The following is a 23,799-nucleotide window of genomic DNA, read 5'->3' on the forward strand; positions in this document are numbered from 1 at the left end:
AGCGACTTACTTCGGCTGTTCGACGATGCGGAAGTAGGGCTTCGGCGACTTCCAGCCTTTCGGAAACTTCTTCTTGGCCTCTTCCTCCGGAACGGCGGCGGAGAAGAACACGTCCTCGCCCTGCTTCCAGTCGGAGGGGGTCGAGACGCCGTGCTTGGCGGTGAGCTGAAGCGAGTCGATGATGCGCAGCACTTCCTGCCAGTTGCGGCCGGTGCTCATCGGGTAGATCAGGACCGTCTTGATGGTCTTGTCCGGTCCGATCACGAAGATGTTGCGAACGGTCTGGTTGTCTGCCGGGGTGCGCTTGCTGACGTCGCCTGAGGTGCTTTCCGGCAGCATGCCGTAGAGCTTGGCGACCTTGAAATCGACGTCCGCGATCAGCGGGTAGTTCGGGGCGACGCCCTGCGTCTCCTCGATGTCCTTGGCCCAGAGGTGATGCTTGTCGGTCGGATCGACGCTGATGCCGATCAGCTTGATGCCGCGCTTGTCGAATTCCGGCTTGAGGCGGGCGACAGCGCCGAGCTCCGTCGTGCAGACCGGCGTGAAATCCTTCGGATGGGAGAAGAACAGGCCCCAGCTATCGCCGAGCCATTTGTGGAAGCTGATGTGTCCTTCGGTGCTGTCAGCTTCGAAATCGGGGGCCTTGGCACCAATCGATAAAGTCATCGTGACGTCCTCATGTCGTGGTTTCTTGAAAAAAGGCCTCTCCGATATAGGCCTCTGGCCAGATAAACGAAATGGTGCGGCGAAAAGGACAATATCCTTCTTCTCTGCGCTTTATCGGAGCAAGGCCATTCTAGTCGTGCGTAACAATTTGAAACAACACGACTGCGTGTTTTTATTCAAATGCCCTGAATTAGCCCCGGCGTTGCCCAACGCGCGCCTATCCGGCTTGCGATATGAACCTTGCAGCCGGTGAGTGTGACTAAAACGCAAGCCCGGCGTGCGATGAGTGGCCGCCCGGCCGTTCATTAACGCAACGTTAAGCCCCGTCAGCAAATGCTACGGAAGTACCCAGCGAGTTTTAGTGTCATGTCTATCCAGGACAGCCCCGCCGATCTCTCCGAACTCATCCGTCAGGTTGAAACGCTGCAAAGCGATGCCGCCCGAGCCTCAGCCGTCAGCGCGCTGGGCATGGTGCGGGACGGGGTGATCACCGGGGAAGGACCGACCACGCTGGGCCGCATTCATTTCTCCCGTTCGCTCGACGCCGATGACGCCGCATGGTGCGCGCGCATCCTGACCGCCGCCGGTGTGCGCGACGTTCCGGTCAGCCGGGCCGAGGTCGAAACGCTTTTCCAGATCGGCGAAGCCGGTGCGGATCGCTCCGACGATGGCCTGTTCGACGACCTTCTGGCCAAGGCGGTGGTCCATCACGCCGCCGCCGCCTCCGGCCTGCCGGTGCCGCCGCGCTCGGTCGCGCTGCAACCGGAGACCGCGATCGAAAGCTGGGCGCCGACCACCGCGGTCGGTGTCAATATCGAAGTGCTGGAATGGATCGCGGCGCAGATGCGCGGCAAGCGCCGCAGCAATCGCGTCCTGAAAACCCTGGTCGCTGCCTGCCTGATCGGCGCCGCGACGTTGCCGCTGGTGGCTTCGCTCCCGGCTGTGATCGACCTCGCGACATAGCACCGCGCCATTTCGAATGACAAAAACGCCGGATCGGTTCAGCCGATCCGGCGTTTTCTTTTTGGAGTGCCAGAGCGCGACGGAAGGTCAGCGCGTCGCGTTCGCGTGCTTCTTGTCCGATTTCCCGGCGGTATCGACCGGGTCAAGCCCGAGCGTGCGGCCGGGGAAACCCGCGACGTCGAAATAACGCTGACCAAGCACGCGCTGATACTGCACCACGGTCCGCAGCCCGTTGTCGCCGGGCTTCGAAATCAACCGGCTGGTGACGGCGGCCTTCGGCGTGATGCCGTTCGGAATCGCCTCCGAGAGCACGCGGCCGATCAATCCGCCATTGGCGGTCGAGCGCAGGCCGAGGATCTGCGCGATCGTCATGCCGACATCGGCATTGCTGGCGGGCAGGGCATCGACATAACCGGTTTTGAAATCGGGACCGATCGCCGCCATGAAATTCATGGTGTCGGCGCGGCTGAAATTGCCGTGCATGCCCTGACCCTGCTGAAGGCGCGTGTCGCAGACGGTGATGCCGCACAGCAGCGGATCGCCGCAATCGGTGGCGTAGGACCGGAAGTTGATGACGATCGCCGGATGCGGCGTGACGCCCGCGCCCTTCAGGTTGATGGCGGACAACGGCAGCGTACCGGGAATGCGGCCAAGCTCGTCATGCACGAACAGGCCGCTGACGTAATCCTGCTTCAGGAGTGCCGAGACGATCTTGCGCGCCAGCGCCTTGTTCGGCTTTTTGCCTTTCTTGCCGGTGCCGGGAATGTAGACGAGGTCCGAGCCGCCATTGGCCGCGACGATAGCGGCGGGATGGGCCGCATCCTTGCCGAGCAGGCCGTTGCCGAGGCGGGGATAGGTGTTCGCCGCGACGGGAGCGTTGCTGCTGTCGGGATCGAGCAGCGGAAGATCGAGCGCTCGGGCGAGATCGAGCGCGACGAAGCCCGGTGGCAACTGGCCCTTGGGCACGTCTTTATATTCGCCCTTGGCGGCGTCGCTGGTCTTGCTGTCCTTCGAGATGGTCGAGAAGCCGTGGTCCGCCGAGACGACGATGTTGGTGGTGGCTTCGAGGCCGAGATCCTTGAGGGCCTGCCGGACCTGCGCGAGGTTGTTGTCGGCGTTCCTGATCGCGGCAAGTGAGGTGGGACCGTTGATGCCCGGCGTCAATTGCCCGAGGCTGTCGCCCTGATTGTGCTGCGTGCCGTCGGGGTCGCGCGACCACAGCACAAGCACGAACGGCTTGTTGCGCGCCTTGAACATCGGCAGCACGGCCTTGGTCACAACGTCGGTGAAATATTGCTGCTGGTCGATATTGGCGACCGTGGTACCGGCCTTCTCGGAATTTCCGGCCTTGCCGTTCTCGCCGCGCGAAGGAGCCTTCACCGGCAGGTTCGCGGACTCCAATGCCTTCTTCACATCGTCGGAGAGCGGAATGCCGAGATCCTTGCCGTCCTTCGCCGCGCCGGTCTGGTCGTCGATGACGATGGTCTTGGCGCCGCTGCGCTCGGTGTGATCGAACATCAGCGTGGGGCCGAGTTTGCCGATCGCGGCGGTGGAGAACCCGGCGCGGCGGGCGGCCGCGAGGATCGTTTCCTCGTTGAGATAATTGCCGCCGAAATGATCGTCGACGTCGCCGAGCACCGGATCGTTTTCCAGAAACGGCGTCATGCTGCCATGCGCGGCGCCGACCGGATAACCGGAGTAGATCGTGTTGCTATAGACGCCGGTGTCGCCGAGATAATGCCCGGTCGCCATCCCTGAGGAGTTCGGCATGGTGAAGGTCGGAAACAGCGAGTGGGGGTTCTTGAAGTTCACGCCGGCGTCGCGCAGTGCCGCCATCGCGGGCGCGGTCTCGGGCGTGACTTTCAGCGCGCGCAGGCCATCCGGCACAAACAGGATCAGGTTGTGCGGCGTCGCGTTGGCGGCATGGCTTGCGGAGGAAACAGCGGAGATGAGAGCGGCAATGGCAAGGCTGAGCGGCAGCGAAACGCGGGCGCGCATGAAATTCTCCTGAGGGGGTGAAAACAAGCGCGTCCGGTGTAATTTCTGTCCATGACAGTCTTGTTACAGACGCTCAGCCTCACAGAAACGGGATCGCGGATGGCAGGGACGATCAGACATCTTCTCGTTCATGGACGGGTGCAGGGGGTCGGCTTCCGGGCCTGGGCGCAGGACACCGCCGAGGGTCTCGGGGTGGAGGGATGGGTGCGCAACCGCCGGGGCGGGGAGGTCGAAATGGTGATCGCCGGATCGCCGCAGGCCGTCGCCGCGATGGCCGAGGCGTGCCGGCATGGACCGTCCTTCGCCCACGTCACCCGGATCGAGGAGTGGGACGCGCGGGAGGATGAACTGCGGATTCGCGGAGCGGAAGGGGGGTTTGCCAGCCTGCCGACGGTTTAAGGGAGTGTGAGGGCTAAAATCGAAGGCCGCTTGTCAGGCCGCCGCGAAACATCTAGCACTGGGACGGTATTCCCTTATTTGTTGGCTGTCGTGGACACTCCTCCGCATCTGGTTCCCCGCTTCCGTGGCGTCCGTGCAGGCATTGCCCGCTGGCTCGATGGCATCGAGACCGGCTGGTCCATTCCTGCGTCGCTTCTTGGTTTCGTCGCGCTCTCGACGCTGATTTTCTGCATCGCCTGCATCCACGGCAATCTGCACATGGACGTGCTGGAGACGTGGTCCGTGGGGCGGTATCTCGCCTGGGGCTTCTGGAAGCATCCGCCGCTGATGGGGTGGGTGGCTCACGGCTGGATGGATGTGTTTCCGCTGACGGACTGGTCGTTTCGTCTGCTGGCGCTGGCCAACGCCGGCCTGGCGCTGTTCGCGGTGGATCTGATCGCGCGCCGCTTTGTGCGCGGCGACAAGCGGGCCGTGATCCTGTTCCTGCTGCTGCTGACGCCGGTCTATCAATTCCATGCCGAGAAGTTCAACGCCAACAGCGTGCTGCTCGCGGTGTGGCCGCTGGCGACCTATTGCTTCCTGCGTTCGTTCGAGGAGCGCACGGCGGGCTGGGCGGCGGCGGCGGGCTTTTTGTGCGCCCTCGCGATGCTCGGCAAATATTATTCGATCTTCCTCCTCGCGGGGTTTGTGGTCGCCGGCATTCTTCATCCCGACCGCGCACGGTATCTGCGCTCGAAAGCACCGTGGATTTCCCTGCTGTGCGGACTGGCCGGGATCGCGCCGCATATCTACTGGTTGTGGCAGAATGATTTCGGGCCCTTTCGCTACGCCATGGAGATGCATATCGACCGGAAGGGCGTGCACGCGATCAAGGGCGCCGCGGTTTTTGCTCTCACCAATGCAGCCTATCTGCTCCTGCCGGCCATCAGCCTTGCGGTGATGCTGCGTTCGCAATGGCGGGAGTGGGGGCGCAACCTGAGAGATCTTTCACCCGGCTTGCTGCTGTTGCTGCTGATTTTCGCCACGAGCTTCATCCTGCCGATGCTGCTCGTCGTAATGCTGGACAGCGATCTGCCGGCGACGTGGCATTTCCAGGGCCTGTTCTTCGTGCTGGTGATTGCGGTCTGTGCGCTGCGTTTCGAGATTCCCCGCGTCGAGACGGTCAACCTTGCGAGCATGGTGGGCGGCCTGTTTCTGTGCGCGTTGCTCGCATCGCCGTTGTATGCGCTCTATCGGAACGCCAACCCCAATCCGGGTGGCCGGGATTTTTATCGCGAGGCTTCCAACGTGCTGACGGCTGCATGGCATGAGGCTTCCGAAACGCCGCTTGAACGTGTCAGCGGCGATGACGGGTTGGCTTTCGCCACGGCGTTCTACAGTCCGGATCATCCCGTCTACAGCCGTCCATTCGCCTATCAGCATATCTGGGGCATGCCGCGCGCCAGCACCTTCGCAAAAGGCTGGAGCGCGCTCTGTTTTACGAGCGATGCCGCCTGCGATCAGTGGATGACGACGATCGTGCAGAAAGTTCCGCGCGCCCATCGTTGGACCTTTCCCGTACAGCTCTCCTTGTGGGGAATGAAAGGTGCGAGCCGTGAAGTGACTGCGATCATCGTCACGCCTCTCGCGAAGCCCGGAGATGAGGAAACTCCGGAGGAGCGGCTCGATGATGTCGGAGCCCGCAGGCGATCCGACTGATTGGCTTACGCCGCGAGAACGATCTTGCGGAAAGCGGCGGAGATGGTGCGCAGCGCCGCAAGCTGCGCGGCGTCGCTCACTCTTGAATAGAGCATCACTTTCGACCTGCCGAGCTTCGGCAGTTTGTAGGCCGCGCCGATATCGATCAGTCCGGGCGGCGCGATGCGGCGGGCGAGCGGTGCCGCGCCGAGTCCGGCTTCGGCGGCCGCGACGACCGCCGTGACGCCGCCGCCGATGAAGGTCTCCGTCCACGGCAGTTTCGCCTTGTCGAGCGCGCGCACCGCAATGGCGCGGACGCCGCAGGAGGGCGCGAGCGTGGCGATGGGCAGCCGCTCGCCCGCGGCCCAGTTGAACGATGGTGCCGCGAACCAGCCGAATTCATCCTCGGTCAATTTTTCGCCGCCGCGATGGCTGCCTTCCGGACGCACGATCACGGCATCGAGTGTGCCCGCATCGAACGCATCGAGCAGGTCGTGTGAAAACCCGATCTGCACGGTGATGGTGAGCGAGGAGGAGAGCGACCGCAGCCGCTCCATGATCGGTACAAGTTCGGGACCGGCGGCATGATCGCTGAATCCCAGCGCGAGCTGCTTGCGCGCGGCCCGCGAGCCATTCAGTGCGCGGTCGTGCGCATCGATCAGGGCTTTCGCGTCCTTCTGGAAGGCCATGCCTTCGGCGGTCAGCCGGACAGCACGCGGCGAGCGCTCGACGAGACGCTTGTTCAGCGTCGCCTCCAGCCGCTGCAATTTCATGGAGACCGCGGCCTGCGTGGTGCCGAGCACCTCGGCGGCGCGGGTGAAGTTCTGCAATTCCGCCACCAGCAGAAATGCCTGAACGGTTTCGATGTCGAGCGTGCTCATGTCATCATCAATATACATTATCATTGATATCAGTATAGATAAGATACCAAAATCATGCGGGCGGGTCTAGCTTCCTGTTGTCAACGAGGCAGCCATTCAAGGAGACAAGATCATGCCCCTCATCACCGTTCAGTATTCATCGACCAGGGATGTTCCTCCCGCGAAAGCGGAGATCGCCGCCGCCGTCAGCGAATTGTCGTCCGGCATCCTGCACAAGGACCCGAAGGTCACGGCCATCATCGTGCAGACGGTCGAGGCGTCCGACTGGTTCGCGGGCGGCCGCTCGCTGGCCGAGCAGAAGCTCGCCAGCGTCTGGCTCGACATCCACATCACCGACGGCACCAACACCAAGGACGAGAAGGCCGAGTTCATCGCCGCGACGTTCAAGCGGTTCGGCGAACTGCTGGGCCCGCTGCACACCGAGAGCTATGTCCACGTCCATGAAGTGCGCGCGGATGCCTACGGCTTCGGCGGGCTGACGCAGGAGCGGCGCTACATCGCGAAGAAGCTCTGGATTCCGCCATATCAGCTGGCGGTGTGAAGCTGCCTTGGCGCAGTCCGGTTCGGGAAGGCGAGAGCTTTCCCGAACGGCTGCGTCAATTTGTATCCCGGCCCAGTTAGGCGGCGAACATGGCTTCCGGAAAAGTCTCGTCTCACGACCCTTGCATCAATATGTGCATTTCCGGTAGATCATTTCATCCATTCATTATCGAGGGTTTTGTCATGTTCACCCATGTCATGGTCGGTTCGAATAACATCGAAGCGTCCAGGAAATTCTATGACGCCATCTTCACCGCGGTCGGCTGGGCGGCTGGCACGGTCGATCCGAAGGGCCGCGTTGCTTATACCGACGGCACCGCGCGCTTCCTGGTTACCAAGCCGATCAACGGCCAGCCGGCCTCGTCGGCCAATGGCGGCACGATCGGGCTCAACATCAAGAATCCCGGGCTGGTCGATGCATGGCATGCGGCTGGCGTCGCGAATGGCGGCACCACCGTGGAAGATCCTCCGGGCGTGCGCGAGTCGGGCGGCAAGAAGGTCTATCTCGCTTATCTGCGCGATCCCGACGGCAACAAGTTGTGCGCGCGGTCGTCTTATCCCGGTTAAAGACCGCGACGATCAATCCGCAACTTCAGGCTGCGCCGGTTCGAGGGCGCCGAAGACGTCCTCGAACGCGTGCCGGAGTGCGATATCGACATCGTGCATCGTCACCGGCAGGCCGAGATCGGCGAGGCTGGTGACGCCGTAACGCGGATCTGCGATCCCGCACGGCACGATGCCGGTGAAATGCGACAGCTCCGGCTCGACGTTGATCGCGATGCCGTGCAGCGACACCCAGCGCTTCAGCCGCACGCCGATCGCCGCGATCTTGTCCTCGTAACCGTCACCTTTCTCGGGCCGCTTCACCCAGACGCCGACGCGGTCCTCCCGCCGTTCGCCGCGCACGTTGAAGGTGGCCAGCGTGGCGATGATAAGCTGTTCGAGGCTGGCGACGTAGGCGCGCACGTCCGGCCGCCGCCGCTTCAGATCCAGCATCAGGTAGACGACGCGCTGACCGGGGCCGTGATAGGTGAATTGCCCGCCGCGCCCGGTGGCGAACACCGGAAAGCGGGCATCGACGAGATCGCCGGGCCGGGCGCTGGTGCCGGACGTATAAAGAGGGGGATGCTCCAGCAGCCAGACCAGTTCGGGCGCGGTACCGTTGGCGATGGCCGCCGCGCGCGCCTCCATGGTGGCCAGCGCGTCCTCATATTCGACCGGCGAATCCGTCACCCGCCACTCGACGCCGGCTCCCGGCGCGGCGGAAAATGGCGATGAGGCAAGGGTATCGCGGACGTTAACCATTGGTTCACCATAGCGTGGTGATCTGGAAAAAGCAGTCTTTCCGGGTCGGGTACAGTGGCGACAATCGATAACGTTTCCGTCGATCTCATGGTGGTTCTGGGCACCACCAAGATGCCGATTCACCAGGTCATGCGGCTGAGCCGCGGGGCCATCATCGAACTTGATGCCACCGAGCAGGACGAGGTCAAGGTGCTGGCCAACAACCTGCCGGTCGCCTCCGGGGCGGTGGTTGTGAATCGCAACCGCATCGCCGTCGAGGTGAAGCGAATGCTGCCGAAAACGGCGGACCAGCGCTAAAGCGGGACGCCCCTCTCAGCCGCTTTCGGGGCTGAAAACCCCGGTTTTGAAGGCTTCCTTGCAGGAATTCGAGATTGTGGGCCGGACTGGCGCAAGCCCTTGTCCCGGCATGATCCATTTGTTACATGGGCGGCCGTGACGGGGCCGCTTCGGCCCGGCCGGACCCTGTTCCGGGATCAGTCGCAAAGCGCTCGTGGCGGAATTGGTAGACGCGCTGCCTTGAGGTGGCAGTGAGTAAAATCGTGGGGGTTCGAGTCCCTCCGAGCGCACCAGCCCAAAATTCCTATTGATTCGACTGGTATTTTTCGGCTCTCGCCTGCACCTGCATGTGTAGCGAACGGGCGTGTTCCTATTCGCGCCGCGAAATGGCAAGAAACACGCATGGCCGGTTTTGATATTCTCGAACTGCGCATCGGCCGCTCCAAACCGCTGGGTGCGGCAGGGGCGCTCAGCGCCATCGACAAGCACAAGGTCGGTGGTGCGCTCGCGGCTGGTCCTCTCGGTCTCGATGGCGACGAGCAGGCGGACAGGAAGTATCACGGCGGACCGGACAAGGCGATCCACGCCTACGCGGTGACGCATCTGCCCGGTTGGGCGGATGAACTGCCCGCGCAGGCGCAGCGCTTTCGTCCCGGCGCGTTCGGGGAAAATCTCGTCATCGGCGGCGCGAGCGAAGCCGACATCTGTCTTGGTGATCGGTGGCGCATCGGCTCGGCTCTGGTCGAGGTCAGTCAGGGCCGCCAGCCATGCTGGAAACTCAACCTGCGTTTCGACGTCACTGACATGGCGCGGCGCGTGCAGGAGAGCGGGCGCACCGGCTGGTACTTTCGCGTGATCGAGCCGGGGCTGATCGCGGCGGGTGATCGCGGCGTGCTGGTGGCGCGGCCGCATCCGGCGTGGACGCTCAACCGCACCTCGCATCTGCTTTACCACGACCGGATGAATCGTATGGCGTTGGCCGAGCTTGCGCGGTTGCCCGGCCTGCCGGACAACTGGCGGCGGCTTGCGGAAGCGCGGTTATCTTCGGGCAGGACTGAAGACTGGTCGCGCCGCCTCGGAGTATCTTAATCGAGAGCAGTCGATGCGCCGGTCAGTTGCCGCGCCGCCAGCGCTGCACGGTGTTGCGCATGTTGCGCGCAACGAACAGCATCGTCACCACGCCGCGCGCCACCATGTCCGGACAATAATGGAATTCCTGGATCGGCAGCAGCATGCCGCGCTTGCCCGCGAAGCCTTTCTTGAACTGCTTGATGCCGGGATCGCCGGGGCCGCCCAGTTCGTACCATTTGACGTTCGAGTTCTCGCGCAGCCAGTTCAGCACGCTCCACTGCAAGGCGTATCCCGCCTTCAGTTCGGTGGCGGTGTCGTTGCTCGCGCCGAACACGTAATAGCCGACATCGCCGTTCACCGCGAAGGCGAGGCCCGCGACAGGTTTGCCTTCGTGATAGGCGAGCGCCACGCGCATCCGCATCGCGTCGGGCAGGTTTGTCAGTTGGGGCATCAGATCGACAAGATTGATGCCGGGATAGACGAGATGCTTGCGATCGACCATCTCCGCATAGACCGACTGGAATCTGGCGACATCGTCTTCGCTTCGGCCGATCCGGATTTCGAGATTGTTGGCGAGCGCGGCTTTCAGATTGCGGCGCCACTGCTGGCCGAGACTCTTGCGCTGCTCGTCTTCGCCGAGCGAGGAATCGACGACATAACGGGCAAGCTCGGTGGTCTCTCCGGGGTAGAGTCCGATCTCGGTGAGGACCTCCGCCTCGATGGGGTAGACGTCGGGATGCGCGCGCGGACGCACGATCAGATAGAGTTTCCGGCGCGTGCAGTATTCGTCGATCAGCGCCTGGATGGCCGCCTTGTAGCGTTCGCGGTCGATCGGTTCGCCGGCACGGCGCCAGAACGGCCCGAAGCGCACCAGCGCGAGACCGCGATTGAGCACCGGCACCGAGTAAATCCCGACGCGCGCGCCGAACACCGGCTCTCCGTTTTCGGTCGCGAGCAGATGGCTCGATGTCTCGCCACGCTGTCCGGCCCCGAACAAGGCGCTCTGCTCGTAATGGATGTCGGAAAATTTCGCGAGGGCCGCGTGCCAGTCGGCGTCGGACAGGCAATCGACCTGCAAATGCAGATCATCCACCGCGTTATGACTTGAAGAAGGTTGTTCGATCGCAGCCGCGCGCATGGATGTTGTTATCGATGTTGGAGCAAGGATGCGCGGGACACTAGCAACCTTCGCGTTATCGTTCGGTGAAGCCTGCCATTATCCTTAAAGGCTGCGTGTGAACGCATGGCGGGAAACCCCTGACAGGGGAACGGATTCCTCGAATGCGGCGGATCGGGTTAGTGCTTTGTTAACCATCGCCACGCAGCATTGCTCCCAGATTGCGGTGGAATCGGAACGTGAGCCGACAGCCGCATGAGAGAGCCGCACGGCGTAACGCCCGGGCGGCTCTGTCATTTTTTCCAAGACAGGCAGTCCGCCTGCGCAGGACGGAAACGGCTGTTCGCCATCCCTGCGGCATCGTCGCCGCCGGGGCCTCAGCCCGATCGGAAAAGGAACCTTTTCAATCCCGAGCCGGTTAGCCCGTTTTCGACGGTGCAACAGGAGCTGCGGATGTCGGTCGCCAAGGTCATCGAAATCACGTCGTTGTCGAAGAAAAGTTTTGAGGACGCAATTACCGAGGGCATCAAGCGCGCGGGAAAGACGGTCAGCAATATCGAGGGCGCCTGGATCAAGGAACAAAAGGTTCAGGTCAAGGATGGCAAGATCATCGGCTTCCGCGTGAACATGAATCTGACGTTCATCCTCGACGATTAGGTTTTGCGGAATTCGCCTCTCTCTCGGCGTATCTGGTCCTGCTCGCGAGAACCGCGCAACGCGGTCCCTGCGCGTCGCGCGACGAAGATACTTCAGGAGACGAGCGTCGGTTTTTGACGCGTCCGTTTCAGAACATGAGTCGGATTGCTGGCGCCGTGATTCTGCCCGGCGATACGATGCATGATGCTGAGAGCGTCGTTGATGACGTGCTCATCGTGTTCGACTGCGAAGGCGACATAAGCCGGCATGAAAAATTCCGGCGCATTCTCGACGATGTGGAGTTTGCCTTCCTTCACATAAGGCCAGACCATCCGGGCAGGGAAGTAGCCCGCGCCGCCGCCTTTCAAAATGTTCTGCAACCCGAGCCAGCCGATATTCGCGACAAGGGGCGCGCCGGTGAAATCCGGAAAGCATGTGTTGTGACGTGTGTAGAATTCCGGACCCCAATCGACATACACGTAATCGGACTGCGGAACGGGTGGGCGGCCGGGCGTGCTTCCGACCATCACCAGCCGCTCTTCGAATAATTGCTGGATCTTCAGTCCCGGACGGCTTTGCGGCGTGTACATCACCCCGATGTCGAGACGGCCCTCGATCAGTCCCTGCATGATGTCGGGCTCGACTCCGCTCTCCGCCCGAATCGAAATCGTCGGTCTGCAACGCTGCATCTCGGGCAGCCATTCCAGCAAAAATTCTTCCCACAGCCCGATGCGCCCGCCGATCGCGAGCGTTCCGCTGAATCCCGGCGGCAGTCCTACATCATGCCGTGCAAGCTCGACGGTGCGGACGAGCGTTGCCGCGTGGCGCTGGAATTGCCGGCCGGCCGCAGTCAGGGTGGTGCCTGCTTTATTGCGGACGAAGAGAGCGCACCCGAGATGTTCCTCGAGTGCATGAATGCGCGTGCTGACCGTGGATTGGCTCACGTGGAGCTGTTCCGCCGCATTAACGAAGCTTCCTGACGTCACGACGGTGAGAAAGGTCCGTGCCAGTTCGGTATCCATTGTCCGCTCGTTTGTTTCGCGATCCGGCCATTCACGGACAACCGGAACGCTTTGTCAAAGCGATTTCCTGATCGATTGACATATCAGCGTTCTTTCGCCGCACCGGCGCAATCGGGGCGAGGGGATTCGCCTTATTGATGAGAGGTTCGGGAACGCTGTCCGAGGATGCGCCGGCACCTCGATAAAGCCCACGTTTTACAGGGCGTTTTAGTCTGTCCGAATTTTATATCGGAAATGCCGATGATTGCCGTCGAGATTATTCGTTTGTCAAAGGCTGTATTCAGAACGGAAATATTCTGTGATTTGCAATCGAACAATTGAATGCGATCGGGCAACGTCCCATGGGAGGGGAAAATATATGGCTGAAGTTATGCATACGCCGGAGACTTATTCGAAGGCGTGGATTCCATTTCTGGATCGATCAAGGACAGTCGCAAAGCCGGGTTATAGCCGCTGGATGATTCCGCCGGCGGCGCTTTGCGTGCATCTGTGCATCGGTCAGGCTTACGCTTTCAGCGTGTTCAACCTGCCGATGACCAAGCTTCTCGGCGTCACCCAGTCGGGGCCGGGTGACTGGAAACTCACCGAACTCGGCTGGATCTTCTCCATCGCCATGCTGTTCCTCGGCATTTCCTCGGCGGTGTTCGGACGCTGGGTCGAGGAAGGCGGCCCGCGCAAGGCCATGTTCACGGCGGCACTTTGCTGGGCGAGCGGCTTTCTGATTTCCGCGCTCGGCGTCCATCTGCACACGCTCTGGCTGATCTATCTCGGCTACGGCGTGATCGGCGGCTGTGCGCTCGGCATCGGCTATATCTCGCCGGTCTCGACGCTGATGAAGTGGTTTCCGGACCGTCCCGGCATGGCGACGGGCATGGCGATCATGGGCTTCGGCGGCGGCGCGATGATCGCTTCGCCTTTGTCGGTCTGGCTGATGGGCAAGTTTCACACCGCGACCGATGTCGGTGTGTTCAACACCTTCGTCGTGCTCGGCTGCGTCTACCTGTTTTTCATGATGATGGGTGCGCTGATCGTCCGCGTGCCGGCTGAAGGCTGGAAGCCGGAAGGCTACGTGCCCTCGGCGGTCGCCAGCAAGAAGCTGGTCACGACGAACCATGTGTTCGTGTACGACGCGATCAAGACGCCGCAGTTCTGGTTCGTCTGGGTTGTGTTGTTCCTCAACACCACGGCAGGCATCGGTGTGCTCGGTCAGGCATCGGCGATGAGCCAGGAAATGTTCCCGGGCCATATCACTCCGATTGCTGCGGCCGGCCTTGTCGGTCTGATGAGTCTGTTCAACATGGGCGGCCGTTTCTCATGGGCGTCGCTGTCGGACTACATCGGCCGCCGGAACACTTACTTCGTGTTCATGTGCCTCGGCTTCGTGCTGTACATCACCGTGCCTTACGCGGGTGGCAGCGGCAACGTCGTCCTGTTCGTCTGCTGCTTCCTCGTCATCGTGTCGATGTACGGCGGCGGCTTCTCGACTGTCCCGGCCTATCTGCGTGACCTGTTCGGTACGCGGTATGTCGGCGCCATCCACGGCATCCTGCTCACCGCCTGGTCGGCGGCAGGTGTCGCTGGTCCGGTGATCGTCAACTATCTTCGTGAGTACAACATCACGCACGGTGTTCCGAAGGCGCAGGCCTACAACAACACCATGTACATCATGGCCGGGTTGCTGGTGATCGGCTTCATCGCCAACGCCTGCGTCAAGGCCGTGGACAAGAAGTACCACATGAAGAACACGGCGACTGCCGGCGAGGCCGCACCCGACGGCGTGCCGGCCAGGGGCTAAACGTCCATCAAGGGAAGCGAGCGGTTCAAACCGGATCGCTCGCTTCCTGTCAGTCGCGCACTCAACATGATGAATTCAAAGGGACCTTGGATATGGAACAAGCTGAAACCAAAACCAGCCCGCTCCTGCTGTTACTGGCATGGGGCTTCGTGGGCATTCCTCTGCTTGCAGGCGTCAGCCAGACGCTGATCAATGCAATGAAGCTCTTTAACTGAGAGGCGTGTCGGAGTCGCGGGCTTGCCCGCGTCTCCATTCTATCTGACCGAGTATTTCTACCCCACCTGACCAACCCCAAGGGGTTGGTCATTTTTATGTGGAAGCCGACCTGCTTTCGAGGGCTGCTTTCAAAAGCGGGGTCAGTAAACGCCGCGGCCGTTCCGGAGGTCAGATCTGTCAGTCCGGGAAAATGCGGTTAGTGAGGCTGCCCCTGCAAGGCGATCTCGGCGCCTTGCGCGCGCGCCATCGTGGCGAGCATGCAGCCCTCGCAATAGCGGCGATCCTTATAGTCCACCCAGTTGTGCGCGAAGATGCGCTCGGTCGGAATGCCGTAGCGCGCCTGCAAGACGCGGACGAGAATCCGCCATGCCTCGATCTGCGCTTCCGTCACCGGCTTGCGGACATTGGGATAGTTGCCGGCGAATTCGATGCCGATCGAATTGTCGTTGGGCGTCAGGCGGAAGGTGTCGCGGTTGTCGATGAACTTGTTGTCGTTGCGGTTGCCGCCGAGCCGCACATGCTTGGGCGTCGCCCATTCGCCGACGGCCCAGTAGACCGTGCCGTCCGTCTCCACCCAGATCGTCGTGCCCTGACGTTCGGGGTGTCGCGCCTGCTGCAACGCGCCGCGATAGGCCGAGCCAGCCGGGCCTTCTGTCTGATGCACCACGATGTTGTGCCAGATGTTGGCATCGGCACGATCGCCCCACGGCACCAGCCAGACCATATTGAGGCCGGGAATATCGGGCGTGCCGCTCATGCGGGCCAGTGTTTCAAGAGACGGCGCCGGTCCGGAGGGCGAAACGGTTTGCGCCGCGAGCGGCAGGCTCCCGGCCAAGAGACAGACAAGCATCGGCAAGAGGCGAGTCACCAGAGTCCATCCCGCAAGTCCAACCTGACGAGAAATCTAGTGACGGCGGGGGTTTGACGATAGATGCGCGCGGGACACAGCGAATGGAAAAAACCGCCGGGACAACGGCGGGCTCGGGACCTCGCTTATTCCGTCGGTAGGGCCGAGGCAGCCCTGGAATGCGGCAGCTTCGACATATCCTTGCCGAACTGGAACGCGGCGGAGGACGACGACAAGAGTGCCGCGGTCGCGTCCTGTGCGCCGGCATACACGTTCCACCACAACGCGCTGATGTCGCCCTTGCGCGAGGTCTGCACCACTGCCGGCACCGCAGCCATTGCTGCGGTCTTGTCGGCGGCGCGGCGCGGCTGGGGCGCAAAGCGGAAACGCATGCCGTCGGCGGCAGACAGCACAGGCTCGACCGGATGCAGGCGCCATTGCCAGGGCGCGGTCGGCGTCTTCGGCAGGTCCTTGGTGGCGGGCACGACATGGACGATGCGATAGCCGCGCGCCTTCAGCTCGCGCAGGATGCCCGGCAGCGCCTTTTCGGTGCGCGCCTGAATGTCGTGCAGCAGCAGGACGCCGCGCCCCTTGGCCTCGAGGCGGCTGATCGCAAGTTGCGTGACGCGCGCGGGCGAGATGCGGTGCCAGTCGTCGGCGGGGAAGTCCGCGCTCCAGGTCTGGATGCCTTTGGAGGTCAGATAATCCTCGACTTCGGTGGAGCGCAACAGGCCGGGGATGCGCAGGAACGGCGCAACCTGCGCCGGGTCGCCGAGGGCGGCGGCAGCCGAGGCGATGCCCTCGTCAATTTCGGCCTTGTTCTCCTCGATCGACATCCGGTTCATCCGCAAGGGATGGTGCTGGGTGTGGGTGCCGATGGTGTGGCCGGCGTCGCGGACGGCGCGCAATTCCTGCGGGTAGGCATTCACCATCTGCCCGACGACGAAGAATGTCGCCTTGACGCACTGGGCGGCGAGGATGTCGAGGATCGGCTTGGTGTGCCTGGGCAGGGGGCCGTCGTCGAAGGTCAGCACCACCTCATGGTCGGCGAGCGGCAGCGTCTCCGGGTACTGCATCGTGCCGATGCGCGGATGCTCGGTGGGATCGACGACGAGCGTGCGCGAGGTACCGAGCGCATCGGGATGGCCGGGGCATTCGGCGGCGCGCGCGAACGGCGTGGCGGATAGCACGAGCAGGGTGGCGGCGGAGCGGAGGACGAGAGAGCGCATGAAACTGCCGTAGCGGATTTGCGGGATCAGGGACAGGGTGGATGGCCTCTATGAAAGGCAGGTTAATCGGCGGCGCGTCCGTTTGACGGCGTGGAAGAAGTGTCGCCCGCGGGCACCACATGCACAACCTTGTAGCCGTTCTGCTTGAGATAGCGCAGGAAGGCCGGGAGCATCGCGGCGGTCTGATATTTGGTGTCGTGCAGCAGGATGATGCCTTTGCGGGCATGGGCGAGCCGCGCCGTCAGCAAATCCAGCTCCTGTTGCGGGGTCATCTTCAGCCAGTCGCTCGCCCACAGGTCCGCGCCGAACACCACCGCGCCGCGGCTTTCCATGTCGTCCAGGAGCGCGGGCGTCGAAGCGAAGAAGGGAAACCGGAACAGCCGGGCGGCGCCGGGCCTGACCGGGCCAAGCACGGCATCGTCGGCGGCGAAACCCTTGTCGATGTCGGCAAGCGCCTTGGCGTGGCCGATCTGGTTCAGCATCGGATGCGACCATGTGTGGTTGCCGACGCTGTGGCCCTGCCGGACCATGGCCTTAAGCATCTGGGGCGAGGCCTGGGCGTTGCGGCCGACCACGAAGAATGTCGCCTGCACGCATTCGGCTGACAACGCCGCAAGCACCTTGCCGGTGGTGGCGGGCAAGGGGCCATCGTCGAAGGTCAGCACCACTTCCTTGTCGTTGAGCGGCAGGGTCTGCGGAAAACTCTTCAGCCCGACGCGCGGCGTGGTTTTGGCATCGACCACCAGCGTGCGCGCGGTGCCGAGTGCGTCCGGCCTCGGGCAGGGCGCGGCGTGGACATCGCCGCAGGTCATCACCAGTCCGACGATCAAACAGGCATTAAGGGCGGTCTTCATCTGAATGCACCGGACATGCGGTTCGGCTGCCGGCATGCGGGTGCGCTGCCTCTGGCCGTGGCAATGGCCTATTGCGGCGCAACTGCGGACGCAATGCCGATTTTCGCAGTGCATGGCGGGGATGTTCCGGGCGGCGGCGGGGCCTCACTTATGAGGTAATTTAACCCCGCCTTAACCATAAAGGGCCGACCATAAGCGCATCTCAATGGTGGGACGGCAGATGAAGCGGTTGCGGCTGAAAGCGGATGGACGGATCGTCGAAGTGGTCGACGGCCGGGAAGCCCCGTTTGTCGCGGGAGCCGTGTCCGCGATCGATTCCGAGGCGGGCGCGACGCCGCATGTGCGCGAGCTGCGGATGCGGGCCAAGCTGACGCAGGCCGAATTCGCCACAAAATTATGCGTGCCGATCGAGACCATTCGCAACTGGGAGCAGGGCAAACGCTCGCCGCGCGGACCGGCGCGGGCGCTTCTGGCCGTGATCGCCCATGCGCCGGACATGGTGTTCGCAGCCCTTGCGGCCAACGGTCCGCGTAGCTGATCGCGAATTGCGTTCGGACAGGAACGCCCCCACATTTCTATCGTATGCTGCGAAGTTGCAGGAGCCGTCATGCAATTCGTCGAGGCAGGTGGAGCGCGGATACCGATCCTGGGACTGGGCACCTGGGAAATGGAAGGGCGCGATTGCTCGCGGGCGGTGGAGCAAGCGCTGCGGCTCGGCTATCGCCTTGTCGATACCGCGCAGGTTTATGAAAACGAGCGCGAGGTCGGCGACGGCATCCGCCTGTCAGGCGTGCCGCGCAATGAAGTGTTCCTGATTACGAAAGTCTGGACCACGCATTTCGCCCCGAACGAACTCGTTCGCTCGGTCAAGGACAGCGTGTCGCGGTTGCGCTCGGAAATCGATCTGCTGCTGCTGCACTGGCCGAACCCGCAGGTGCCGCTGGCGGAGACGCTCGGCGCGATGGCGCGGGTCAGGGAGCTTGGCCTCACGCGCCATATCGGCCTGTCCAATTTCACCGTGGCATTGATGGAGCAGGCGCTGGCGCTCAGCGCCGAACCGCTGGTGTGCGATCAGGTCGAGTATCATCCCTATCTCGATCAGACCAAGGTGATCGAGGCGTGCCGTGCCCATGGCCTTGCGATGATCGCCTATAGCCCGATCGCGAAGGGCCGCATCAAGAACGACGCCACGCTCGCGGAGATCGGACGGCGTTACGGCAAGACCCCCGCGCAGGTGTGCCTGCGCTGGCTGATCCAGCAGAATGTCGTCGCGATTCCGCGCACCTCGAAGATCGAGCGATTGTCGGAAAATCTCGACGTGTTCGATTTCACCCTCGACGATGACGACATGGCGGCGCTGTTCGCGATGGGCTCAAGGGAAGGGCGCATCACCGATTTCGGCTTCGCGCCCCAGTGGGATTAAAAAATCTGTCACGATAAAAAGACTTCAGGCCGCCGCATCCGAATGGCTATAAGCGGGCGATGACCTATCTCGCCTCTAAAATCTTCGGATTCCTCGTCACGCCCTCCAATCTTGTCGCGACGATCTGCCTGATCGGCGTGGTGCTGTCGCTGACGCGATGGCGGCGCGCGGGTGTCCGTGTCGGCGCGGCGGGAATCCTGCTGCTGCTGGTGTGCGGATATTCGCCGCTCGGGAATGTGCTGCTGCTGACATTGTCGGAACGGTTTCCCGCCTGGCAGGAGAACGGGCGCGCGCCCGACGGCATCATCGTGCTTGGCGGCGCGATCAACCCGGATCTGACGGCGGTGCGCGGCGCGCCGGAAATGAATTCGTCGGCGGAGCGGATGACGGCGGCCGCCGTGCTCGCGCGGCGCTTTCCGAATGCGAGGATCGTGCTGAGCGGCGGCAATGCCAACCCGTTTCATCCGCTCTCGACGGAAGCGGAGGTGGGCCGCAAGTTTCTCGAAGACCTTGGTGTCGCGGACGACCGGATCGTGATGGAAGGGCGCTCGCGCACCACTTACGAGAACGCGGAGTTCACGCGCCCGCTCATTCATCCTGCGGCAGGCGAACGATGGCTGCTGGTGACGTCCGCCTATCACATGCCGCGTGCGATGGGTGTTTTCCGCGCGCAAGGATTCAACGTGGAAGCCTATCCGGTGGATTGGCGCACGCGCGGCTGGATCGATGCGAAGCGGCCGTTTTTGACATTGAGCGGCGGTCTTGGCCGGCTCGACACCGCGGTGCACGAATGGGTCGGGCTTGTCGGTTACCGGCTCGCGGGACGAACCTCCGAATGGTTTCCCGCGCCGTAGCAGACTCAATCCTGACGCGGCAACCCCAGGCGATAGACGCCGCGAAAGTCGTTCGGATCGACCGGCTTGCCGTGGCGATAAATGATTAGCCGTCCGGATTGCGCGAGTGCGACCGCCGCGCGGCGGATCGGCGTCAGCAGCGCGTGCCAGTCGCCGCCATCCGCAATCGCGTGGGCGATTTCCGGTGCGCCGAGCGTCTTACGCCCAGCGCGCGCGAGGGTGGCGAGGATGGCGTCTTCGAGCGGAAGGGCGGATGCGGAAGAAGCGGCTGCGGCCGAATCGGACTTGGACATGACCTTGCCTTGCCGCATCGGGCCGTTGCGGGCAAGAGGCGCGGACGTTGACGGATTGGATGTTGGAGCGAGAGAGGCGGCGTGGCACAGTCGGCGGCGCAGGAGCAGCACATGAATCTGACGCTTTACATCGGCAACAAGAATTACTCGTCGTGGTCGTTCCGCCCGTGGCTCGCGATGAAGGCCGCGAACATCGCCTTCAGGGAAGTGCTGATCCCGATTTACGCCGGCGCGGACGACAAGCAGCGCATTCTCGATGTATCGCCCGCCGGAAAGGTGCCGGTGCTGACCGATGGCGACGTGACGGTGTGGGATTCGATCGCGATCATCGAATATCTGGCCGAGAAATTTCCCGGCGCCGGTCTTTGGCCCAAAGACACCGCCGCGCGTGCCCACGCCCGCGCCATCAGCGCGGAGATGCATGGCGGCTTCGGCGCGCTGCGCCGGGAATGCGGCATGAACATCCATCGTCCGATCCGCCCCAAGGCATTGTCGGACGAGGCGAGGGAGAACATCGCCCGCGTCCAGGAGATCTGGACCGGTTGCCGCGCGCGTTACGGGCAGGCGGGGCCGTTCCTGTTTGGAGCTTTCACGGCGGCGGATGCGATGTATGCCCCGGTGGTCCACCGCTTCCGCACCTATGCCATCGAGGTCTCGCAACCTGTGCGTGCTTACATGGAGGCCATGCTCGCTCACCCGGCTTTCGCGGAATGGACCGAGCAGGCGCTGGCGGAAACCCTTGTGATCGAGCGTTTCGAGGCCGACTAGCGGCAGGAACCGGGTGCGAGGTTATCCGGAATCACCCAAGGTATTGAAGTAACAATGGAATAACAGACGGCATTTTAATACCTTGATCCTTCGCGATCTGCTTTCGTTTACTTATCTTACTGAAAAGATTGCAATATTGGCGTACTTGCCATGCGTCCTTTGGCTGGCAAAAGATGCACCCGCATGCTATACAGCCTCCAATCATCAGAACCTGCCGCCGGTCTTTTGTAGGGCGGCAGTTTGCGTTTCGAGTGATGGAGCAGAGCGTTGAAGCACAAGTTCGGCATTGGAGAGACGGTCTATTTCACGGCCAGCAACGTGTCGCGTCCCGCAGCGAGCGGCACCTACGAAGTGATCCGGTTGCTGCCGACCGATGGCGACGACTATCAGTATCGCATCAAAAGCTCGACCGAGGCGTTCGAGCGCGTGGCGCGCGAAAGCCAGCTCGCCGGCGCCTGATATCTGCTTCCGGGGCCGCGATCTGCGGCCCCGTTTTCGTGCCCGGCGCGTTTCCCGCACAGCGGGACAGTAGAGGTAACCGCGGATGAACCGGGCTTTCGCCGCCAGCCTTTCCGATCTTTCGTCGAATCTCCCGATGATGCTCATCGTCGCCGCGGTGGTGCTGTTCGCGGTGGCGTTCATCGTCGCCTTGTTCAGGTCCCGGCGGCCGCTCGCGGTTGGCGCGGTCGTGGTGATTGTGCTGCTGGTTGTGGGCCTCGCCGCAACGTCCCTGACGCATGATTCCTCCGCCCGGCAACAGTCTGCCTCCGTCGCGGCTCCGACGGATTTCGCGGCCTTGCCCGCACTGGCGTGTCTCGATGAACTGGCGGGCGAAGCCGTCGAGGCGGGTTGCGAGCGCGCCGTGTTCGCGTCGGCCGAAGCGACCGCAGCCGCCGTCTCCTATACGGCGGCGCAGATTTCCCGCCTCGAATCCCATGGCGATGTGGCTTCCGCCAACAAGGTGATGACACCGGCCCTGCGTGCGCTGCGCCGGGCCGTGGAACGCGACCGCTTCGGCATCGTGGCCCATGTGCTTGCGACGCGGGACGAGTGCACGCTGTCGAAATGCGCGTTCTTTGCCTCCCTCACCAACACCGCGCAGATCGCCAACAACATGAACGAGCGCGTCTATGATGCGCTGGTGACGAAGCACGCTTCCGTGTGGGGGCAGCCAGTGCCGTCCCTGCCGCCGGTCGCCGGCGTCGTGCCGCCGACTGAGCCGGAACGGCCGACCGGCAAGCCGGTGTCGGGCGATTTCCCGAGTTCGGCCTCGATCCCGCCGATCAGCATCATGGCGCCGGAGCCCGCGACGGCCTCGGTTCCGGCGAAGCCTGCCGAGCCCGCGCACGCAACGCCCAAGGCGGCGGCCCCCAAGGCGGCGGCGAAGAAACCGGCTCCCTCGCATCCGCGCCCGCTGACGCCGCCGGCGGCGGACTCACCGGCAGCTGCGCCAGCGCCTGAGAATAATCGGTAAAACTCGCGCGCGGACGTTGCGGGAGTGGGGCCATCGGGCCTATCTCCGAAAGGGGCCCGTTTTCGAAGATCATGCCGTTACATCTGGTCAAACTCTCTGTCGGCGCGACATCGTTTCGCGATTTGAAGGATTGGATCGACGAGCGCGCGAAGGCCAATCGCACCAAGGGCAAGCCTGTCCGCCATGTCCATGTGACGCGGATGACGCCCAAGCGCGATGCCGAACTGCTCGATGGCGGTTCGATCTACTGGGTCATCAAGGGTGAGATCGCCGCGCGGCAGAAACTGGTCGCGATCGAGCCGTTCCGCGACAAGGACGGCATCGGGCGTTGCCGGCTGGTGATGGAAACCAGACTTGTGCCGGTGTCGCCGCGCCCGATGCGCGCGTTTCAGGGCTGGCGCTATCTCGACGCCAAAAGTGTGCCGCCCGATCTGCGCGGCTCGCCGCAGGGCCTCATCGACATGCCGGAGCCGATGCGCAAGGAATTGCGCGAGTTGGGGTTGCTCTGAGCGGTCGCGCGTTTCAGATTTTCATATTGTCGATCAGCCGCGTGGTGCCGATGGTCGTCGCCGCCAGAAGGCGCGCCGGTGCGCTGCCGATTTGTGTGAGCGGCGCGAGCGTTTCGGCGTGCCGCGCCTCGAGATAGTCGAGCTTGAATCCGGCATCCCCGATCAGCTTCGCTCCGGCAGCGAGCGTGGAGGCGAAATCCTCGCCCTTCCGCAGCCGCCGCACCACGTCCTTCATCGAACGGTGCAGCGCGGGCGCGGCCTTGCGCTGGTCCGGCGTGAGGTAAAGGTTGCGCGACGACATCGCGAGTCCGTCGCGCTCGCGCATGATGGGCGCGCCGACGATGCGCGCGCCGAGATCGAGATCGCGCGCCATCTGCGTCACCACCTTCAACTGCTGATAGTCCTTCTCGCCGAAGATCGCGACGTCGGGGCGGACCTGCGCGAGCAGCTTGGCGACCACGGTGGCGACGCCGCCGAAGAAATGCGGGCGGAAGCGATCCTCAAGCCCGGCGGTGGCCGGACCTTCGACCTGCACGCGGGTGGCGAAACCTTCCGGGTACATCAGCCTGGCGTCCGGATTCCAGATCAGGTCGACGCCTTCCGAGGCGAGTTTTGTGGCGTCGGCTTTCCACGTGCGCGGGTAGGAGCCGTAATCCTCATGCGGCGCGAACTGCGTCGGGTTGACGAAGATCGACACCACGACCTTGTCGGCGCGCCGCTTCGCCAGCCGGACCAGTGAAATATGACCGTCATGAAGCGCGCCCATGGTGGGCACGAGCGCGACGGTGCTTTTGCGCTTGCGCAGATTGTCGAGGACTCGCCGCAAGACGGGCAGGGTGCGGGCAACGGCAGGCGTGTGAGGCATTGTCATCAACACTGGCAGGAGCGGGGCAATGCGGCCGGAAAGGTATCCGGTCGCTGTGCGGCTTACAGGTTTCGTGGGCCGCAGGCGGGCTCCGATTTGTAGATATTCACGAAGGGAACGC

28 protein-coding genes and 1 tRNA gene are annotated in these 23,799 nt (G+C 63.1%); 18 read left to right on the forward strand and 11 right to left on the reverse strand.

The features are described 5' to 3' along the window. Positions 1 to 6: 6 nt before the first annotated feature. Positions 7 to 666, reverse strand: a complete 660-nt coding sequence (locus AFIC_RS06915) for a peroxiredoxin (protein ID WP_275248388.1) — start codon at positions 664 to 666, stop codon at positions 7 to 9. Positions 667 to 1,032: 366 nt separating this feature from the next. On the opposite strand from AFIC_RS06915, the gene AFIC_RS06920 reads away from it, so the two are divergent. Further along, complete coding sequence (locus AFIC_RS06920) at positions 1,033 to 1,629, forward strand: hypothetical protein (RefSeq protein WP_275248389.1); 597 nt, start codon at positions 1,033 to 1,035, stop codon at positions 1,627 to 1,629. Between the two features lie 87 nt (positions 1,630 to 1,716). Here the strand turns inward: AFIC_RS06920 and AFIC_RS06925 are convergent, their stop codons facing one another. Further along, complete coding sequence (locus AFIC_RS06925; protein ID WP_275248390.1) at positions 1,717 to 3,627, reverse strand: alkaline phosphatase family protein; 1,911 nt, start codon at positions 3,625 to 3,627, stop codon at positions 1,717 to 1,719. Positions 3,628 to 3,726: 99 nt separating this feature from the next. On the opposite strand from AFIC_RS06925, the gene AFIC_RS06930 reads away from it, so the two are divergent. Together AFIC_RS06930 and AFIC_RS06935 are read left to right on the forward strand one after the other, a co-directional pair. Next, positions 3,727 to 4,026 (forward strand): acylphosphatase, encoded by a 300-nt coding sequence (locus AFIC_RS06930; protein WP_275248660.1) that lies wholly within the window; start codon positions 3,727 to 3,729, stop codon positions 4,024 to 4,026. Between the two features lie 90 nt (positions 4,027 to 4,116). Beyond that, positions 4,117 to 5,724 carry a glycosyltransferase family 39 protein gene (locus AFIC_RS06935; RefSeq protein WP_275248391.1) on the forward strand — a complete coding sequence of 536 codons (1,608 nt, stop codon included), beginning with the start codon at positions 4,117 to 4,119 and terminating at the stop codon, positions 5,722 to 5,724. Between the two features lie 5 nt (positions 5,725 to 5,729). Here the strand turns inward: AFIC_RS06935 and AFIC_RS06940 are convergent, their stop codons facing one another. Further along, complete coding sequence (locus tag AFIC_RS06940) at positions 5,730 to 6,584, reverse strand: LysR family transcriptional regulator (protein WP_275248392.1); 855 nt, start codon at positions 6,582 to 6,584, stop codon at positions 5,730 to 5,732. A 112-nt stretch (positions 6,585 to 6,696) separates the two neighbouring features. Here AFIC_RS06940 and AFIC_RS06945 point away from each other — a divergent pair, with 112 nt between their 5' ends. After that, on the forward strand, positions 6,697 to 7,125 hold the full coding sequence (locus AFIC_RS06945; protein WP_275248393.1) for a tautomerase family protein: 429 nt from the start codon (positions 6,697 to 6,699) through the stop codon (positions 7,123 to 7,125). 182 nt (positions 7,126 to 7,307) lie between these two features. Then, the gene (locus tag AFIC_RS06950; protein ID WP_275248395.1) at positions 7,308 to 7,691 is read left to right on the forward strand and encodes a VOC family protein; all 384 of its coding nucleotides are present in this window, start codon (positions 7,308 to 7,310) and stop codon (positions 7,689 to 7,691) included. A gap of 12 nt (positions 7,692 to 7,703) precedes the next feature. Here AFIC_RS06950 and lipB read toward each other — a convergent pair whose 3' ends face one another. Next, positions 7,704 to 8,429 carry a lipoyl(octanoyl) transferase LipB gene (gene lipB / locus AFIC_RS06955; RefSeq protein ID WP_275248396.1) on the reverse strand — a complete coding sequence of 242 codons (726 nt, stop codon included), beginning with the start codon at positions 8,427 to 8,429 and terminating at the stop codon, positions 7,704 to 7,706. Positions 8,430 to 8,483: 54 nt separating this feature from the next. Between lipB and AFIC_RS06960 the strand changes: the two genes are divergently transcribed. The 3 genes from AFIC_RS06960 (at position 8,484) to AFIC_RS06970 (ending at position 9,794) form a co-directional block, all read left to right on the forward strand. Continuing rightward, positions 8,484 to 8,726: a FliM/FliN family flagellar motor switch protein gene (locus tag AFIC_RS06960; protein ID WP_275248397.1), complete on the forward strand. Its 243-nt coding sequence runs from the start codon at positions 8,484 to 8,486 to the stop codon at positions 8,724 to 8,726. Between the two features lie 187 nt (positions 8,727 to 8,913). Further along, positions 8,914 to 8,998, forward strand: a tRNA-Leu gene (locus AFIC_RS06965). A 109-nt stretch (positions 8,999 to 9,107) separates the two neighbouring features. After that, a complete protein-coding gene (locus AFIC_RS06970) occupies positions 9,108 to 9,794 on the forward strand; it encodes an MOSC domain-containing protein (protein WP_275248398.1) in 687 nt (228 codons plus the stop codon). 22 nt (positions 9,795 to 9,816) lie between these two features. On the opposite strand, the gene AFIC_RS06975 is transcribed toward AFIC_RS06970, so the two are convergent. Further along, positions 9,817 to 10,914, reverse strand: coding sequence for a lipid II:glycine glycyltransferase FemX (locus AFIC_RS06975; RefSeq protein ID WP_275248399.1), 1,098 nt, complete (start codon positions 10,912 to 10,914; stop codon positions 9,817 to 9,819). A 432-nt stretch (positions 10,915 to 11,346) separates the two neighbouring features. On the opposite strand from AFIC_RS06975, the gene AFIC_RS06980 reads away from it, so the two are divergent. Continuing rightward, the gene (locus AFIC_RS06980; RefSeq protein ID WP_275248400.1) at positions 11,347 to 11,550 is read left to right on the forward strand and encodes a dodecin family protein; all 204 of its coding nucleotides are present in this window, start codon (positions 11,347 to 11,349) and stop codon (positions 11,548 to 11,550) included. A gap of 92 nt (positions 11,551 to 11,642) precedes the next feature. Here AFIC_RS06980 and AFIC_RS06985 read toward each other — a convergent pair whose 3' ends face one another. Further along, a complete protein-coding gene (locus tag AFIC_RS06985) occupies positions 11,643 to 12,551 on the reverse strand; it encodes a LysR family transcriptional regulator (protein ID WP_275248401.1) in 909 nt (302 codons plus the stop codon). A 358-nt stretch (positions 12,552 to 12,909) separates the two neighbouring features. Between AFIC_RS06985 and AFIC_RS06990 the strand changes: the two genes are divergently transcribed. Next, positions 12,910 to 14,346 carry an L-lactate MFS transporter gene (locus tag AFIC_RS06990; protein ID WP_275248402.1) on the forward strand — a complete coding sequence of 479 codons (1,437 nt, stop codon included), beginning with the start codon at positions 12,910 to 12,912 and terminating at the stop codon, positions 14,344 to 14,346. Between the two features lie 92 nt (positions 14,347 to 14,438). Beyond that, positions 14,439 to 14,561, forward strand: a complete 123-nt coding sequence (locus AFIC_RS06995; RefSeq protein ID WP_275248403.1) for an MFS transporter small subunit — start codon at positions 14,439 to 14,441, stop codon at positions 14,559 to 14,561. A gap of 197 nt (positions 14,562 to 14,758) precedes the next feature. On the opposite strand, the gene AFIC_RS07000 is transcribed toward AFIC_RS06995, so the two are convergent. From AFIC_RS07000 to AFIC_RS07010, 3 genes are all read right to left on the reverse strand, one after another. Beyond that, positions 14,759 to 15,412, reverse strand: coding sequence for a peptidoglycan recognition protein family protein (locus tag AFIC_RS07000; protein WP_420833383.1), 654 nt, complete (start codon positions 15,410 to 15,412; stop codon positions 14,759 to 14,761). A gap of 143 nt (positions 15,413 to 15,555) precedes the next feature. After that, entirely contained in the window at positions 15,556 to 16,638 is a 1,083-nt protein-coding gene (locus AFIC_RS07005; RefSeq protein WP_275248406.1) for a polysaccharide deacetylase family protein, read from the reverse strand. A 62-nt stretch (positions 16,639 to 16,700) separates the two neighbouring features. Then, positions 16,701 to 17,492, reverse strand: coding sequence for a polysaccharide deacetylase family protein (locus AFIC_RS07010; protein WP_275248407.1), 792 nt, complete (start codon positions 17,490 to 17,492; stop codon positions 16,701 to 16,703). A gap of 220 nt (positions 17,493 to 17,712) precedes the next feature. Between AFIC_RS07010 and AFIC_RS07015 the strand changes: the two genes are divergently transcribed. From AFIC_RS07015 to AFIC_RS07025, 3 genes are all read left to right on the forward strand, one after another. Further along, entirely contained in the window at positions 17,713 to 18,030 is a 318-nt protein-coding gene (locus AFIC_RS07015; RefSeq protein ID WP_275248408.1) for a helix-turn-helix domain-containing protein, read from the forward strand. A gap of 69 nt (positions 18,031 to 18,099) precedes the next feature. Beyond that, a complete protein-coding gene (locus AFIC_RS07020; protein ID WP_275248409.1) occupies positions 18,100 to 18,915 on the forward strand; it encodes an aldo/keto reductase in 816 nt (271 codons plus the stop codon). Between the two features lie 59 nt (positions 18,916 to 18,974). After that, complete coding sequence (locus AFIC_RS07025; protein ID WP_275248410.1) at positions 18,975 to 19,769, forward strand: YdcF family protein; 795 nt, start codon at positions 18,975 to 18,977, stop codon at positions 19,767 to 19,769. Between the two features lie 5 nt (positions 19,770 to 19,774). On the opposite strand, the gene AFIC_RS07030 is transcribed toward AFIC_RS07025, so the two are convergent. Then, positions 19,775 to 20,062, reverse strand: a complete 288-nt coding sequence (locus AFIC_RS07030; RefSeq protein WP_275248411.1) for a DUF3253 domain-containing protein — start codon at positions 20,060 to 20,062, stop codon at positions 19,775 to 19,777. A 111-nt stretch (positions 20,063 to 20,173) separates the two neighbouring features. On the opposite strand from AFIC_RS07030, the gene AFIC_RS07035 reads away from it, so the two are divergent. The 4 genes from AFIC_RS07035 (at position 20,174) to AFIC_RS07050 (ending at position 22,813) form a co-directional block, all read left to right on the forward strand. Next, positions 20,174 to 20,830: a glutathione S-transferase family protein gene (locus AFIC_RS07035; RefSeq protein WP_275248412.1), complete on the forward strand. Its 657-nt coding sequence runs from the start codon at positions 20,174 to 20,176 to the stop codon at positions 20,828 to 20,830. A 267-nt stretch (positions 20,831 to 21,097) separates the two neighbouring features. Then, on the forward strand, positions 21,098 to 21,289 hold the full coding sequence (locus AFIC_RS07040; protein WP_275248413.1) for a hypothetical protein: 192 nt from the start codon (positions 21,098 to 21,100) through the stop codon (positions 21,287 to 21,289). An 85-nt stretch (positions 21,290 to 21,374) separates the two neighbouring features. Next, a complete protein-coding gene (locus AFIC_RS07045; protein WP_420833372.1) occupies positions 21,375 to 22,304 on the forward strand; it encodes a hypothetical protein in 930 nt (309 codons plus the stop codon). Positions 22,305 to 22,375: 71 nt separating this feature from the next. After that, positions 22,376 to 22,813, forward strand: a complete 438-nt coding sequence (locus AFIC_RS07050; RefSeq protein ID WP_275248415.1) for a DUF1489 family protein — start codon at positions 22,376 to 22,378, stop codon at positions 22,811 to 22,813. Positions 22,814 to 22,826: 13 nt separating this feature from the next. Here the strand turns inward: AFIC_RS07050 and panC are convergent, their stop codons facing one another. Next, entirely contained in the window at positions 22,827 to 23,678 is an 852-nt protein-coding gene (panC, locus tag AFIC_RS07055) for a pantoate--beta-alanine ligase (RefSeq protein ID WP_275248661.1), read from the reverse strand. Positions 23,679 to 23,799 lie beyond the last annotated feature (121 nt).

The sequence above is a fragment of the [Pseudomonas] carboxydohydrogena genome (assembly GCF_029030725.1).
Classification (GTDB): domain Bacteria; phylum Pseudomonadota; class Alphaproteobacteria; order Rhizobiales; family Xanthobacteraceae; genus Afipia; species Afipia carboxydohydrogena.

Bases quoted from the DNA above. Each gene is read 5' to 3' on its own strand.
- AFIC_RS06915 (WP_275248388.1), bottom strand. From the start codon at position 666: ATGACTTTATCGATTGGTGCCAAGGCCCCCGATTTCGAAGCTGACAGC.
- AFIC_RS06920 (WP_275248389.1), top strand. From the start codon at position 1,033: ATGTCTATCCAGGACAGCCCCGCCGATCTCTCCGAACTCATCCGTCAG.
- AFIC_RS06925 (WP_275248390.1), bottom strand. From the start codon at position 3,627: ATGCGCGCCCGCGTTTCGCTGCCGCTCAGCCTTGCCATTGCCGCTCTC.
- AFIC_RS06930 (WP_275248660.1), top strand. From the start codon at position 3,727: ATGGCAGGGACGATCAGACATCTTCTCGTTCATGGACGGGTGCAGGGG.
- AFIC_RS06940 (WP_275248392.1), bottom strand. From the start codon at position 6,584: ATGAGCACGCTCGACATCGAAACCGTTCAGGCATTTCTGCTGGTGGCG.
- AFIC_RS06945 (WP_275248393.1), top strand. From the start codon at position 6,697: ATGCCCCTCATCACCGTTCAGTATTCATCGACCAGGGATGTTCCTCCC.
- AFIC_RS06950 (WP_275248395.1), top strand. From the start codon at position 7,308: ATGTTCACCCATGTCATGGTCGGTTCGAATAACATCGAAGCGTCCAGG.
- lipB (WP_275248396.1), bottom strand. From the start codon at position 8,429: ATGGTTAACGTCCGCGATACCCTTGCCTCATCGCCATTTTCCGCCGCG.
- AFIC_RS06970 (WP_275248398.1), top strand. From the start codon at position 9,108: ATGGCCGGTTTTGATATTCTCGAACTGCGCATCGGCCGCTCCAAACCG.
- AFIC_RS06975 (WP_275248399.1), bottom strand. From the start codon at position 10,914: ATGCGCGCGGCTGCGATCGAACAACCTTCTTCAAGTCATAACGCGGTG.
- AFIC_RS06980 (WP_275248400.1), top strand. From the start codon at position 11,347: ATGTCGGTCGCCAAGGTCATCGAAATCACGTCGTTGTCGAAGAAAAGT.
- AFIC_RS06985 (WP_275248401.1), bottom strand. From the start codon at position 12,551: ATGGATACCGAACTGGCACGGACCTTTCTCACCGTCGTGACGTCAGGA.
- AFIC_RS06990 (WP_275248402.1), top strand. From the start codon at position 12,910: ATGGCTGAAGTTATGCATACGCCGGAGACTTATTCGAAGGCGTGGATT.
- AFIC_RS06995 (WP_275248403.1), top strand. From the start codon at position 14,439: ATGGAACAAGCTGAAACCAAAACCAGCCCGCTCCTGCTGTTACTGGCA.
- AFIC_RS07000 (WP_420833383.1), bottom strand. From the start codon at position 15,412: ATGCTTGTCTGTCTCTTGGCCGGGAGCCTGCCGCTCGCGGCGCAAACC.
- AFIC_RS07005 (WP_275248406.1), bottom strand. From the start codon at position 16,638: ATGCGCTCTCTCGTCCTCCGCTCCGCCGCCACCCTGCTCGTGCTATCC.
- AFIC_RS07010 (WP_275248407.1), bottom strand. From the start codon at position 17,492: ATGAAGACCGCCCTTAATGCCTGTTTGATCGTCGGACTGGTGATGACC.
- AFIC_RS07015 (WP_275248408.1), top strand. From the start codon at position 17,713: ATGAAGCGGTTGCGGCTGAAAGCGGATGGACGGATCGTCGAAGTGGTC.
- AFIC_RS07020 (WP_275248409.1), top strand. From the start codon at position 18,100: ATGCAATTCGTCGAGGCAGGTGGAGCGCGGATACCGATCCTGGGACTG.
- AFIC_RS07025 (WP_275248410.1), top strand. From the start codon at position 18,975: ATGACCTATCTCGCCTCTAAAATCTTCGGATTCCTCGTCACGCCCTCC.
- AFIC_RS07030 (WP_275248411.1), bottom strand. From the start codon at position 20,062: ATGTCCAAGTCCGATTCGGCCGCAGCCGCTTCTTCCGCATCCGCCCTT.
- AFIC_RS07035 (WP_275248412.1), top strand. From the start codon at position 20,174: ATGAATCTGACGCTTTACATCGGCAACAAGAATTACTCGTCGTGGTCG.
- AFIC_RS07045 (WP_420833372.1), top strand. From the start codon at position 21,375: ATGAACCGGGCTTTCGCCGCCAGCCTTTCCGATCTTTCGTCGAATCTC.
- AFIC_RS07050 (WP_275248415.1), top strand. From the start codon at position 22,376: ATGCCGTTACATCTGGTCAAACTCTCTGTCGGCGCGACATCGTTTCGC.
- panC (WP_275248661.1), bottom strand. From the start codon at position 23,678: ATGCCTCACACGCCTGCCGTTGCCCGCACCCTGCCCGTCTTGCGGCGA.